Source organism: Clostridium sp. MCC353, assembly GCF_018785315.1.
In the GTDB taxonomy this organism is placed as follows: domain Bacteria; phylum Bacillota; class Clostridia; order Lachnospirales; family Lachnospiraceae; genus CHH4-2.
Genome location: NZ_WQPN01000141.1, coordinates 8,365 through 22,671 on the forward strand (window position 1 = coordinate 8,365; position 14,307 = coordinate 22,671).

Consider the following 14,307-nt stretch of genomic DNA (forward strand, 5'->3'; position numbering starts at 1 on the left):
CCCTGCTGGTGTTCCCTGGCTAAAGTAATTAAAAGCAAATTTTACATAAAGGGTGAAGGCATTTTCGAAAATGGCTTCACCCTTTAATGTAAATGCCAACACCATTTAACATCACCCCTCAAGGCATTTCCGAAAATGCCTTGACCTTTTACTGTTATTCCCCACGTCAGTTACTTGAAATATCTATACCATAATCTGCTCTAAATACCAAATACCGTCTCACTCAAACGCTTCCCTTCCTTTTTTACTTCCCCTCCCCAAATCTTTATTTATCCTTCATCAGACCAGTACACAGCCATGAATCCAGGGAATGGGGACGGATGGGGGCGGAGGCCTGCTTGGAGGTGTGACGCCGGGCGGAGCGGAATCCGTTGGCGATGAAAGCCGTCTGGAAACCGTTAGTGAAACTTAGGCTCCAGGGATGGAAAAAGACGGGCAGAAACTGAAAACCAAATCAGTTTCTGAGATGCCCACTGAACGGTAAAGTCCCATAAAGAGTTTACCGTGAATGGGCATCGGACCGTCTTTTTCCGTCCCTGGGGCCTTAGTTTCACTTACGGTTGGAAGCCGGTTTTCATCGCCAACGGATTCCGCTCCGTCCGGCGTCACACCTCCAAGCAGGCCTCCGCCCCCATCCGTCCCCATTCCCTGGATTCATGGCGTTACTTTCGCAAATATGTTAAATAAAGATTTATTGTCGATTTTTGTTGACAAATGTGTAAAAGAAGATTAGTTTATATAATAAGCATAGCTAATATATCAACCAAAAAAGGAAAGGAAAAATAATAATGGATGCAAAAACTGCAAGGGTAAAGATTTGGGAGGAATTATTAAAGGTAGCCAGGCCGGATTCAAAATTCAGCTGGCAGTTTTCAGAATTTATCGCCGATTATGTGGGCAGTGATAAAGGTGCGGAGCTTTTGACTGCCACAGACATGTATAAAAACGCAAACGTAATTTTCATCACTCCGGATAACAACTTAGAAAAACTCCGTGAAATCGCTTTCCGGGATAAAAAGACCGTTGTTATGACCAACTACGGAATCACCAGAGGATTTTTCCTGATCCGCCCGGAATTTATTCCGGAGGGAAAAGAAGAAGTGGCTTCCCTGCTGGACGGCGTATCCCGTTACTGGAAACATCAGACGCTGGAGCAGTTAAAAGAATCCGTAGGCCATATCGACATGCTGGTAACCGGCGCTTCCGCCATCACTCCCAGCGGTATCCGTTTCGGCAAGGGCCATGGGTATTTTGACCTGGAATGGGCCATGCTGTACACCATGGGAATCGTAGACGAGACTTCCGTGATCGTGGGCGCAGGCCATGACTGCCAGGTGGTGGATGTGGACGTGACCGTGGAAGAATACGATACGGCCATTGATTTTATCGTAACACCCACCAGAATCATTGAAACGCGTCATGAATTCCCAAGACCTACGAAAGGAATTATCTGGTGCCGTCTGGCTCCCGGTATGAGAGAGCAGATTCCGCCGGTTCAGGAACTCTGGTGCAAAGTGCATTGCAAATAGGCAGGGAGACAATCGATGAGTACAAATGTACCTTTGTTGGAATTAAAGGGAATTACAAAAACATTTGGCAGCTTTACCGCCAATGAAGATATCAATTTAACGGTTTACCCCGGCGAAGTCCACGCCCTGTTAGGGGAAAATGGAGCCGGAAAAAGCACGTTGATGAATGTGATCTACGGCATCTATAAGCCTGACCGCGGCAGCATTTATCTGAATGGAGAACAGGTGAAGATCCAGTCCCCCAAAGACGCCCTGCGCCATGGGATCGGCATGGTCCATCAGCATTTTATGCTGGTAAATGTGTTTTCAGCCGTTGAAAATATCTATCTGATGGGAGAGGAGCGGGGGCTTTCTTTTATCAGAAAAAAGAACATAGAAGCAAAGCTGGAAGATTTGAAATCCAGATACGGCATCGATGTGGACATCCACAGCCCGGTGGAACAGCTCAGCATCGGAATGCAGCAGAAGGTGGAAATTTTAAAGCTTTTGTATACAGGAGCCGACGTCCTCATTTTTGACGAGCCCACCGCCGTTCTGCTGCCTCAGGAATGCGACGGCCTGTTTGAGATCATAGCCAACCTGGTAAATGAAGGAAAAGGCGTGATTTTCATCAGCCATAAGCTGGATGAAGTGCTGAAAATCAGCAGACGGATCACCGTGCTCACCAAAGGCCGTGTGACAGGCCAGATCGATACCGGAGATGCAGATAAGGAAACCATTGTCCGCATGATGGTGGGTGAAGACGTCCAAATTCCGGATCTTCAAAAGACCCATGTGAAAAAAGAAGGGACCGTTCCGGTTCTGCGCGCGGAGGATGTGGAAGCCAGGGACGACAGAGGCGTGAAAACCCTGAATGGAGTTTCAATCTCAGTCTATCCTGGCGAGGTGGTAGGCATCGCCAGCGTGGAAGGAAATGGCCAGGTGGAATTGGCCGAGGTGCTGGCCGGTGTCAGGAAGGCCAGAAAAGGCCGTGTGATGATTGAAGAGGTGGAAGTGCCTACAAAATCCGCGAAGGTGTTCATTGATAAGAGCATCGCCTATGTGCCTGCTGACCGGAACTATACCGGAAGCGTTCCGGATTTCCCGCTATATGAAAACTGGATTTTGAGAAACAGGAAACCGCCAAAGAGAGGGCCTCTTCTGGATTACAGAAAGATCAAGGTCCAGACCGCGGCGGCCATGCAGAATTACGATGTGAGGGCCCGTGGGATCGACGACAGAAGCGCGAACCTGTCCGGCGGAAACCTTCAGAAATTCATTCTGGCCCGGGCCCTGGGTAAACATCCCAAAGCCCTGATCTGCGCCTATCCTACCAGGGGGCTGGATATCAAGGCCACCTGGTTTATCCGGGAAAAGATTTTAGAGGCCAGAAAGGATGGGATGGGAGTTCTCCTTCTGTCCGGTGACTTTGAAGAACTGTTCGCCCTCTCCGACCGGATCGTGGTTTTGTACCGGGGCAAGATTGTGGGCGAGGTGCTGCCGGAAGAAACTTCCGTCAGGGAAGTGGGCATGATGATGATGGGGGTGACGGCAGATGAAGCTCATTGATTCCATTCGTGAAAAGGATATTGTAAGCAAATGCCTGATTATTCTGGCCGCCATACTGGCCGCACTGGCCATCGGAGCCATTTTTATCAGCATTTTAAATGTCAATCCTTTTGAAGCATATTATTACCTGTTGATCCGTCCGTTCCGCAATTTCAGGAGTATCGGCGAGATTTCCATAAAGCTGGTTCCTATCCTGATTGTGGGAATCGGCGTATCCTTCACGTTCCAGGCGAAGCTCAGCAATCTGGGCGGAGAAGGGCAGATCTGCCTGGGGGCCATCGGCATGACCCTGGTGGGGACTTCTCCCCTGGCCGCTTCTCTCGGGCCGTGGTGGATTCCTGTGGGAATGATTGTGGCTGCCTTGTTCGGGGCATTTTGGGCAGGAATCGCAGGTTTCTTTAAAACACAGTTTAAGGCCAGTGAAATTATCACTACCTTACTTTTAAATTACATAGCGGTACAGTTTTTAAGCTACTGCGTTTATTACCCCCTTCGCGATCCCAAGGGAAATATCCCCCAGTCCGCCAAGGTGGCCTCCACCCTTCCCAAGCTGGTGGAAGGTTCCCGCATGAACGCGGGGATTCTCGTGGCCCTGGCCTGTGTGGTGGTTTACTGGATCGTGATCAGGAAAACGAATTTCGGATACCGCCTTCGGGTTTTGGGCGGCAGCATCAAGGCGGCGGCCTTCGGCGGCATCAGCCAGAAGAAATACTACCTGCTTGCCATGCTTCTCAGCGGCGCATTCGCCGGCCTGGCGGGGTCCATCGAGATTGCCGGAACCCAGACCCGCCTGTTAGAAGGCCTGGCAGGCTCTTATGGTTTTGACGGCGTGGTGGCTGCCCTTTTAGGCATGCTGCATCCGGCGGGAGTTTTAGTATCTTCCATTCTGCTGGCGGCCTTGTCCTCCGGCGCCGAGACCATGCAGGTAAAAACCGGGGTGTCCTCCCTGTTTTTAAATGTGCTGGAAGCGTTAATCGTATTATTTATTCTGCTGGGATTCAGCTTTTTCGGTTCAGGTAAAAAGAAGGTAAAAGCGTCCGGCAGGGAAAAGGAGAAGAAATAACATGAATGAGATTTTTACAGCAGCATTCTTAGTTCCTCTTTTTGCCGCCGGCGTCAGAATGAGCGTACCCCTGATCTTCGGGTCTGTGGGCGATGTGGTCTCCGAGAGGACGGGGGTTATGAATATTGGTCTGGAAGGCGAGATGTTAATCAGCGCCCTGATCTCATTTATGGCCGCTTATACGTCGGGAAGCCTGGCTGTGGGCATTCTGGCCGGAGGGCTGGCCGGCATGTGCGGCGCGCTGATGATCGGTTTCTGGGGCGTCAGCAGGAAGCAGGACCAGTCGGTGGTGGGCATCATGTTCAACATCTTCGCCCTGGGTTTTACCAACTTTTTATACCGGGCCGTATACGGCGTCCGCACGGACCGGGTGAAGGTGGATATCCTGAAAAATATAGAAGTCCCAGGCCTGTCAAAGATTCCATATATCGGAGACATCCTGTTTAAACACAATATCCTGGTATATATTGCGCTGATCGCCGCGTTTATTGTATGGATCGTGATGAAATTCACAAAACTGGGCCTGCAGATCGATGCGGCCGGTGAGAATCCAAAAGCCGCGGCTGCCGCCGGTATTGATGTGGTGAAAATGAGATACGGCGGATATATGTTCAGCGGTTTTATGGCCGGTATCGGCGGAGCATTTTTATCCTGCGGTATTGTGGGAAGTTATACGGAAAACATGTCCTCAGGGCGCGGCTTCATCTGTCTGGCTATCACCATTTTGGCCCGCTGGAATCCGGTCTTCGCCATTTTTGCGGCATTTTTGTTCGGAACAGTGGAGGCGCTGCAGCTGCGGCTTCAGGCGCTTGGGTCGTCCCTGCCCTACCAGTTTTTTGTGGCGCTGCCCTATGTGGTTACGCTGTTAAGCCTGGTGATCTTCGGCCGCAATATCCATGCGCCGGGATATCTTGGAAAACCTTATGATAAGGAAAGCCGGTAATTTAATATGAATTCAGTTCCGCCAGCCGGAACCGAACTATAAAAGGAAGAAAGAGGAGAAAAAATGAAAAAGATGAAATGTGTAGTGTCCCTTCTGTGCTGCGCAGCCATGACTGCGGCTCTGATGACGGGATGCGCAAAGACGGAAACAAAGACAACAGAAGCCGCCGCTAAGGCGGAAACAACTGAAAAAACAGAAGCTGCCGGCAAGGAAGAGACTTCCGCTAAAGCAGAAGAAGGCCAGCCAGAGGAAAAGGCCAAAGCCGGTTCCGTGTCAAAAATCGCTATCCTGCTTCCTGGATTCATCACAGACAAGTCATGGAACCAGGGCGCTTATGAAGGACTGAAGGAACTGGAATCCCAGGGCTATGAAATCGCTTATACAGAAGACGTACAGGCGGCTGATATGGAATCCACATTCAGAAGCTACTGTGAAGAAGGTTATGAATTCGTAATCGGACACGGCGTTCAGTACGGCGACGCCTGTGTGCGTGTGGCAGAAGATTTTCCGGAGTGCTATTTCTTCATCACAGGAAACCCGCCGGAAGGTGAGAACCCGTCCAATATCGCATTTTATGACTATAAGGAATATGAAGGCGCGTATGTATGCGGCGCATTGGCGGCATACCAGAGCGAGAGCGGCGTCATCGGTTATATCGGAGGCGGAGACAACAGCACACAGGCTTCTGATAAAAATGCATTTGTAGAAGGCGCGAAAGCGGCGGTTCCGGACATCGAGGTTAAAACAGTCATTACAGGAACATTTAACGATTCCTCCAAAGGAAAAGAGACAGCCCTTGCCATGATTGAACAGGGCGTTGATGTCATTCTCCAGACCTGTGATGAAACAGGGCTTGGCGCATTTGAGGCCTGCGAAGAAAAGGGAATCTACTGCATCGGATATACTTCAGACCAGGGCGCATTAGTAAAAGACGACTTATGCTTAACTTCCCTTCTGGTAAGCATTCCGACCATGATCACTTCCCAGATCGACATCATCGAAGCAGGTGAATTCGGCGGACTGGAAAACCCGGGACTGAAAGAGGGCGTAATCGGAATCGCTCCTTACAGCAGCAAGGTATCCGCTGAAGTTGCAGAAAAGACGGATGCCATCAAACAGAAGATCATCGACGGAGAAATCGTGATCACACCGAATTATAACAGCGCAGAATAAGAACTACATATCATATGCCGGAAAGCGGCGGACAAAACGGACGGGCGGTTCAGCCATGGTTTTTGTCCGCCATTTTCAATATAGTTCACAAAATGGTGCCAAAAAGCATGTAATCATAAGGGGTTTGTAAGAAATTTGCCCCTTGCCCCTCTTCTGCCTTTGTATTATAATTACAAAATGGGGATAGTATAGCCCATAAACTGAAGGCGGATAATAGAAAGAAAGGGTGTGACTTTCATGATCAGAGTTGGAATGTTAACAAGCGGCGGGGATTGTCAGAGTTTGAATGCGACAATGCGCGGCGTAGCCAAATCGCTTTACAAGATGTACGACGAGATAGAGATCATAGGATTCGAGGATGGGTTTAAGGGGCTGATGTACGCGGATTATCACGTGATGAAGCCATCTGACTTTTCGGGAATCCTGACGGAAGGCGGCACCATATTAGGAACATCCAGGCAGCCCTTTAAGCTGATGAGAGTGCCGGATGAAAACGGCCTTGATAAAGTTGAAGCCATGAAACACACCTATAAAAAATTAAAATTAGAATGTCTGGTAGTTCTGGGCGGAAACGGAAGCCAGAAAACGGCCAATCTTCTGAGAGAAGAAGGACTTAATATCGTTTCCCTGCCTAAAACCATAGATAACGATCTTTGGGGGACCGACATCACATTCGGATTCCAGAGCGCGGTCAATGTGGCGACCAATGCCATCGACTGCATTCACACCACGGCCGCGTCCCACGGACGGGTGTTCATTGTGGAAGTTATGGGGCATAAGGTGGGATGGCTGACCCTTTATGCAGGAATTGCAGGCGGGGCGGACATCATTTTGCTGCCCGAGATCCCCTATGACCTGGATGTGGTTGTGAAGGCGATCAAAGACCGGACCAAACAGGGGAAACGTTTCTCCATTCTGGCGGTTGCGGAGGGAGCGATTTCCAAGGAAAATGCCAGTTTATCCAAGAAGGAATTAAAAGAAAAGAAAAAAAGCGGTATGGTCTATCCATCCGTTGCGTATGAAATCGGCGCCCAGATCACGGAGCGCACCGGACAGGAAGTCCGGGTTACAGTTCCGGGCCACATGCAGAGAGGCGGGGAGCCCTGCCCTTACGACCGGGTTTTATCCACCCGTTTGGGAGCCGCTGCGGCCAAACTGATTTTTGACGGCAAATATGGCTATATGGTGGCTGTTAAGAATAACGATATCACCGAAGTGCCGTTGGAAGAGGTGGCAGGAAAATTGAAGACCGTGGATCCTGAGAGTTCCATGATCCGTGAAGCCAAGATGGTGGGAATCAGCTTTGGCGATGAATAAGAACAGAACGAAGTATGTGCCGCATCTACGGCGAAGGAGAGATTAACATGTCATACACTGCATTATACCGGAAATGGCGCCCGGCTTCATTCAGCGACGTAAAAGGCCAGGACCATATCGTCCAGACCCTGAAGAACCAGATCGTATCGCAGCGTATCGGACATGCGTATTTGTTTTGCGGAACAAGAGGTACAGGAAAGACCAGTATTGCCAAGATATTTGCGAGAGCCGTCAACTGTGAGAGCCCTGTGGACGGCAGTCCCTGCAATGAGTGCCCCACCTGCAGGAACATTTTGACCGGTTCCTCCTTAAATGTTGTGGAGATCGACGCGGCGTCCAATAACGGCGTGGAGAACATCAGGGAGATCCGGGAACAGGTGCAGTATCCGCCCACCGAGGGGCGTTACCGGGTTTATATCATCGACGAGGTGCATATGCTTTCTACAGGAGCCTTTAACGCCCTGCTAAAGACCCTGGAAGAGCCGCCGGAATATGTGATTTTTATTCTGGCAACCACGGAAGTCCACAAGATACCGGTAACGGTGCTGTCCAGGTGCCAGAGGTATGACTTTAAGAGAATCACGGTTGAAACCATCACCGACCGGCTGAAAGAACTGACACAGGCGGAACAGATTGAAGTGGAAGAAAAGGCGCTCACCTATATCGCCAAGTCTGCGGACGGGGCCATGCGTGACGCGCTCAGCCTTTTGGATCAATGCGTGGCGTTTCATTTTGGTGAAGTCCTGACTTATGACCATGTGCTGGAGATTCTGGGAGCGGTTGATACCGGAGTTTTCAGCGAGATTTTCCAGGCGGTTGTGCAAAACCGGACGACGGAGTGCATCAGAAAGCTGGAGGACATGGTAATCCAGGGCCGGGAACTGGGCCAGTTTGTGACGGATTTTATCTGGTATATGAGAAATCTTCTGCTGGTGCAGACCACGGATGACCCGGAGGGGATTGTGGATGCTTCGGCGGAGAATATAAAACTGCTTACAGAGGATGCGGCATTGACAGATGGGGAGACCCTGATGCGCTACATCCGGGTATTTTCAGAACTTTCCAATCAGTTGAGATATGCAAGCCAGAAGAGGGTTTTAATTGAGCTGGCATTTATCAAACTGACAAAGCCGGAGATGGAACAGAATCTGGATTCCGTTGTACAAAGGCTTAACAGAATTGAAGAACAGTTAGAAGAAGGCGTGCCCGTGAACCCGGCCGCCCTGCAGGCCGCGGCGGTTGCCGTACCGGCGGCGGACACGGCAGGGCCTTCTTCCGGAGACGGCGCAGAACCGCCGGCCCAGGTGCCGATACCCAAGGCCCAGTTGGAAGATTTGAACCTGATCCGCAACGAATGGGGGAAGATCGTCCGGGAACTGGGCGGAGTGATCCGGGCCGGATTTCGGGACACGGTTGTGGAACCCGCAGGGGATAGCTGCCTGTGCGTTGTTTTCAGCAGCAGCGACGGATATATGATCGGCAGCAGGCCGACCGTGCTGGGAGAGATTGAATCCTATATCGAAAAGACCTATGGGAAATCTCTCTATTTTAAAGCCAGGCTGAAAGGCGGAACAGAACGCCTCGATACCATTTATGTGAGTGATGAGGATTTGAAAAACAGCATCCATATGGAAATTTCAATAGAAGATTAGGAGGAATAAAACCATGGCAAAACGTGGAGGATTTTCAGGCGGTATGATGCCTGGCAATATGAATAACTTGATGAAACAGGCTCAGAAGATGCAGAAACAGATGGAAGAGAATGCAAAAGAGCTGGAGAGCAAAGAATTTACCGCAACCGCAGGCGGCGGCGCCGTAACTGTAACAGTATCCGGCAAAAAAGAGGTGGTTTCAGTTAAATTATCTGAAGAGGTAGTGGACCCGGACGACATCGAAATGTTAGAAGACCTGATCGTGGCGGCGACCAATGAAGCCCTCCGTCAGATGGAAGAGGCATCAGGCGCGGCTATGTCCAAGCTGACAGGCGGTTTGGGCGGCCTGGGCGGAGGCTTTCCGTTCTAATTATGGATTATTACAGCAGTCAGATTACGAAATTAATAGAAGAATTGTCGAAGCTGCCCGGAGTGGGTACGAAATCAGCCCAGAGGATGGCATTTCATATCATCAACATGCCGTCCGAACAGGTGCAGCATCTGGCTTCCGCCATCACGGAGGCCAAGAATAATATCCGGTACTGCAAGGAGTGCTTCACTCTGACGGATAAAGAGGTCTGTCCGATCTGCAGCAGCGACAGACGGAACCACAAAGAGATTATGGTGGTGGAGAATACCAGGGATTTGGCCGCATATGAAAAAACCGGGAGATATGAAGGCGTGTATCATGTGCTTCACGGAGCCATTTCACCTATGCTCGGAATCGGGCCCAATGATATCAAGCTGAAGGAGCTGATGCAGAGGCTTCAGGGGGATGTGGAAGAAGTGATTATCGCAACCAATTCCAGCCTGGAAGGTGAGACAACAGCGATGTACATCAGCAAACTGATCAAACCCACAGGAATAAAAGTGACCCGCATTGCCAGCGGTGTGCCGGTAGGCGGGGATTTGGAATACATAGACGAAGTTACGCTGCTTCGTGCTTTGGAAGGAAGGACAGAATTGTAACTTGTTAACTGGAGATATTTAGGAGATACGCAAGATGGATAAGTATGAGTTTAACATAAAGGTTGAACAGATCAAAAAGCTGGTTAATAAAAGCGATTACGAAACGGCTATGAAAATTGCGGACACAATCGACTGGAGACGGGTCAGAAACACCAACCTGCTTTCGCTGGTTGCCCAGGTTTACGAAAAAAATGAAGAATACCAGGACGCCAAAGACATTCTGCTTCTGGCTTTCGAACGGGCTCCTATCGGAAAACGTTTATTATATAAACTGACGGAACTGGCGTTAAAAGAGAAGAATGTATCTGAAGCAGAGGACTATTACAGGGAATTCTGTGACCTGGCTCCCGATGATCCCAGGCAGAACCTGCTCCGCTATATGATTTTAAAGGAAAAAGGCGCTCCCGCAGAACAGTTGATCCACTCCCTGGAACGCTACACCAACACCGAATTAGAGGAAAAATGGATCTACGAGCTGGCGGAGCTTTACCAGGAAGCGGGCATGATTGATGAATGTATCAGAACCTGTGACAAGATCATGCTGATGTTCGGCCTTGGCAAATACGTGGACAAAGCCATGGATTTGAAGATGCAGTATGCGCCGCTCAACGGCTATCAGATGGACCTGGTGGAGAACCGGGACAAATACGAAGAGAAGCTGAAGGCGGTGGAACAGCAGTACAGCGCTCCCCGCCTGCTGGATGATGAAGAAGATTATGATGAAGACGAAGACAACGAACCTGAGATTCCGTCTCCGATCCATCTCCACCGGAATGTGGATGAAGAACTCACAGCCAATCTCCATGAGGCAGAGGTAGAGGAACGGCTGGCAGAGGAGATGTCCAGAATCTCCGTTGAGGATGACGGCGAAGCGGAACAGGACGAATCCTCATCCGTCACAAAAGTTTTAAAGGCCATCAGGGATATAGCTCCGGAAAAAGGTTCCGACCTTCCGGAACAGCTTCCTGAAACTGTTGAATTTTCAGATGATGAGATGTCCGGATACGGAGCTGAACCGGATGGAGAATACGAGGCGGAAGCTTATGGGGAGCCGTATAACGAATCCTATGCCGAACCGTACAATGAACCATATGCCCCAAATGCTGGGGAGGAATATACAGAAGAGGCTCAGGAAGAACCTGTAGAAGAGCCGATGGAAGAATTAATGGTGGATAATGAGGAAGAACCTGAGATCCTTCCGGTCAATCATTTGATGATTGAAGCCCGCACCCCTGAAAAGGGCCTTGAGATGGCGGTTGAAGCTCTTAAACAGATTCATGAGGAAAATGGAATCAAACATCAGGTGCTGAAGATCAGCGGCAGCAGGCTGAGCAGGCGCGGTATTTTTGCGTCTGAAGATAAGATTGCCGGCAAGGACCTGGTGATTGAAGAAGCCGGGGATCTGACGCCGGATGCGTTAGCTGAATTAAACCAGTTTATGGACCGGGACGAAACCGGGACGATTGTTGTATTGATCGATAATCCGCGGCAGATGGAGGAACTCCATGGCCAAAATCCTGAATTGGCATCTAAATTTGAATGTATCGGGGTTAAAGATGAAGATCCTATCGAAGATGTCTCAGAAGCCGTTTTAAAACAGATTGCGCTTCAGGAAGACATCGCCCGGGAAGAGATACAGGGAGAAACAGAGGAAGAACCGGAGGAAGAAATTCCCGTACCCGCTAAAAAGCCGGCTTTATCCGGGGAAAAGAGCTCCGGAAGGATGGTGCAGCCCAGACCGGAAGCGCGGCCTGTCAAAGCGGTGCAGCCGAAACCCGCAGAACCGGTACAGCCCGATGCGGATGAAGAGATGGATTTGGACGAATTTGCCCAGTACGCATGCAAATATGCCGGTGAAATCGACTGCAGCATCAGCGGCAAGAGCATGCTGGCCCTATATGAACGCATTGAAATTATGGAAGAGGACGGAATACCTCTGACCCGCGCCAATGCGGAGGAACTGATAGAAGAGGCGGCTGATAAAGCTGAAAAACCGTCAATCGGCAAGCTGATTAAGGGTGTATTTTCACCAAAATACGACAAAGACGGAATGCTGATATTGAAAGAACAACATTTTATAGATTAACAGGAAGTGTATATGAATATTAAATTAATAGCATTGGATTTGGACGGAACATTATTGGATTCCAAAAAACGGCTGTCTCCTGCCAATGAGGCGGCTTTGAGAGCATGTATTGACAGGGGAATCCACATTGTTCCGGCCACCGGCCGTCTGGCAGGGGGAATCCCGGAGTTTGTCAGGAACATTCCGGGCGTCCGCTACGCCATTACGGCCAATGGCGGCCGCGTGGTTGATATGCAGGAAGGCATAGAGATCAGCGCGGCTTTGATGCCTGTAAAATTAGCTTTAGAGATATTGGAATTTGCCAAGACTACGAAATCGGCCTACGATCCTTATGTAAATGGGAAAGGCGCTATGGAAGCCCGCTTTTTAGAACATCTGGAAGATTACGGGCTGGAACCAGGCATCCACGATCTGGTCCTGAAAACCCGCAGCCCGGTCCCAGACAGCATTGAGCATGTAAAACAATGGAATAAGCCCATAGAGAAGATCAATATGTTTTTCGGAGATTTGGAAGAGCGTGCCAGGGTGAAAAAGGTTTTGGAACAAAACCCGGAACTGGCTGTCAGCTCTTCTTTATATAATAACCTGGAAATCAATGCGGCAGACGCCACAAAAGGCAACGGTATATTAAAACTGGCCTCATACCTTGGAATTCCGGCAGAACAGACCATGGCCTTCGGAGACGGCAGCAATGACCTGAGCATGATTATAAAGGCCGGTATCGGCGTAGCCATGGATAATGGGGATGAATATTTGAAAAAATGCGCAGATTATATAACGAGGTCAAATGATCAGGACGGAGTCGCCGACGCCATTAAAAAATTGGTGTTATCAGCTTGAGACGTGTTTGAAAACCTGCGTTTTTCAGCTTTGCTGTGCACACTGCGGGAAAGTATTTTCAAATACACTCTAAGGCAGAAGAGGAGTTTATGGAAAACTGGTTAACAATTGTAGTAGGAATCTATTTGCTGGCAATGGTTCTTTACGGCCATTACAGAGGTTTTATACGTCTTGCAGTATCCATGGTGGCTTTGATTGCCACCTTAGTTATTGTAAATCTGGCAATGCCCCAGGTTTCGGCATTTTTAAGGGACCGCACGCCAATCACTTCTATGATCAAAGAAACATTGGAAAATGCCATTGATATCAGCAGTCCGGAAGGGGAGGCGGAACTGCCTTCTGCCCAGCGGACAGCCATAGAAAACCTGAACCTGCCGGAGCAGTTAAAAGAGATGCTGATTGAAAACAATAACAATGAAGTCTATGATATGCTGCAAGTCGATGTATTTACTGATTATATTGGCGCCTATCTGTCCAATGTAATAATCAATATCATAGGGTTCGTGGTTCTGTTTGTATTGGTATACGCCCTCATCCACATCATTATGAGATGGCTGGATTTGATGGCTAAGCTTCCCATACTATCCGGTATCAACCAAATAGCAGGGGCCCTGCTTGGCGCTGCAGAAGGACTTGTCTTTTTCTGGATATTTTGCCTGTTGGTTACCGCGTGTTCAGGAAGTGGATGGGGCATGGCTGTTATCAGACAGATTGAGAGCAGCCCTTGGCTGTCATTTCTCTACAGCCATAATATTTTAATTAAAATAGTAACAGGTGTACTGCATGGAATGCTTTGATAGATTTGTATCTTGTGTTTTAATTATTGAATCAATTAATACAAATATGTGGTAACCGGGAATTCCTCTCAGGCATTTCCCGGTTTTTTTATACCACTAAATGTAGAGAAAAACTTGAAAATAGGCTATATTTAGTGGGTGAAAATCAAAAGAAAAAATTGTTTAAAAAAATTACACAAATCCCTTGACAAATTATGCTATATAATGTTATATTAAAGCTCCACCGCGGAAAAACAAAACGGTGGGAAATGAAAAGAAAAAAAGTTTTAAAAAGTTGTTGACAAACATAAAACGAGATGATATAATGATCGAGTTGCTGTTGAAAACAACAACACAGAATGAACCTTGATAATTAAAGATTGAACAGTATGTAAAACCCTGAAAATTCTA

The 14,307-nt window shown here is 48.8% G+C and carries 13 protein-coding genes; 12 read left to right on the forward strand and 1 reads right to left on the reverse strand.

Annotated elements, in window-relative coordinates:
• Positions 1-408: 408 nt before the first annotated feature.
• Positions 409-645: a hypothetical protein gene (locus GPL15_RS22550; protein WP_215700929.1), complete on the reverse strand. Its 237-nt coding sequence runs from the start codon at positions 643-645 to the stop codon at positions 409-411.
• A gap of 143 nt (positions 646-788) precedes the next feature.
• Here GPL15_RS22550 and GPL15_RS22555 point away from each other — a divergent pair, with 143 nt between their 5' ends.
• From GPL15_RS22555 to GPL15_RS22610, 12 genes are all read left to right on the forward strand, one after another.
• On the forward strand, positions 789-1,529 hold the full coding sequence (locus GPL15_RS22555) for a 5-formyltetrahydrofolate cyclo-ligase (RefSeq protein ID WP_252198580.1): 741 nt from the start codon (positions 789-791) through the stop codon (positions 1,527-1,529).
• Positions 1,530-1,544: 15 nt separating this feature from the next.
• Positions 1,545-3,077 (forward strand): ABC transporter ATP-binding protein, encoded by a 1,533-nt coding sequence (locus GPL15_RS22560; RefSeq protein ID WP_215700930.1) that lies wholly within the window; start codon positions 1,545-1,547, stop codon positions 3,075-3,077.
• Positions 3,064-4,140: an ABC transporter permease gene (locus GPL15_RS22565; protein ID WP_215700931.1), complete on the forward strand. Its 1,077-nt coding sequence runs from the start codon at positions 3,064-3,066 to the stop codon at positions 4,138-4,140. Before GPL15_RS22560 ends, GPL15_RS22565 begins: the two co-directional genes overlap by 14 nt.
• A gap of 1 nt (position 4,141) precedes the next feature.
• A complete protein-coding gene (locus tag GPL15_RS22570) occupies positions 4,142-5,083 on the forward strand; it encodes an ABC transporter permease (RefSeq protein WP_215700932.1) in 942 nt (313 codons plus the stop codon).
• A gap of 63 nt (positions 5,084-5,146) precedes the next feature.
• On the forward strand, positions 5,147-6,256 hold the full coding sequence (locus GPL15_RS22575) for a BMP family protein (RefSeq protein ID WP_215700933.1): 1,110 nt from the start codon (positions 5,147-5,149) through the stop codon (positions 6,254-6,256).
• Positions 6,257-6,493: 237 nt separating this feature from the next.
• Positions 6,494-7,573, forward strand: a complete 1,080-nt coding sequence (locus GPL15_RS22580; RefSeq protein WP_215700934.1) for an ATP-dependent 6-phosphofructokinase — start codon at positions 6,494-6,496, stop codon at positions 7,571-7,573.
• A 47-nt stretch (positions 7,574-7,620) separates the two neighbouring features.
• Complete coding sequence (gene dnaX, locus GPL15_RS22585; RefSeq protein ID WP_215700935.1) at positions 7,621-9,225, forward strand: DNA polymerase III subunit gamma/tau; 1,605 nt, start codon at positions 7,621-7,623, stop codon at positions 9,223-9,225.
• A gap of 13 nt (positions 9,226-9,238) precedes the next feature.
• Positions 9,239-9,595, forward strand: coding sequence for a YbaB/EbfC family nucleoid-associated protein (locus tag GPL15_RS22590; RefSeq protein ID WP_215700936.1), 357 nt, complete (start codon positions 9,239-9,241; stop codon positions 9,593-9,595).
• Positions 9,596-9,597: 2 nt separating this feature from the next.
• Positions 9,598-10,194, forward strand: coding sequence for a recombination mediator RecR (gene recR, locus GPL15_RS22595; protein ID WP_215700937.1), 597 nt, complete (start codon positions 9,598-9,600; stop codon positions 10,192-10,194).
• A 34-nt stretch (positions 10,195-10,228) separates the two neighbouring features.
• Positions 10,229-12,280, forward strand: coding sequence for a hypothetical protein (locus tag GPL15_RS22600; protein ID WP_215700938.1), 2,052 nt, complete (start codon positions 10,229-10,231; stop codon positions 12,278-12,280).
• Positions 12,281-12,292: 12 nt separating this feature from the next.
• A complete protein-coding gene (locus GPL15_RS22605; protein WP_215700939.1) occupies positions 12,293-13,120 on the forward strand; it encodes a Cof-type HAD-IIB family hydrolase in 828 nt (275 codons plus the stop codon).
• 89 nt (positions 13,121-13,209) lie between these two features.
• Positions 13,210-13,917, forward strand: a complete 708-nt coding sequence (locus tag GPL15_RS22610) for a CvpA family protein (protein ID WP_215700940.1) — start codon at positions 13,210-13,212, stop codon at positions 13,915-13,917.
• Positions 13,918-14,307 lie beyond the last annotated feature (390 nt).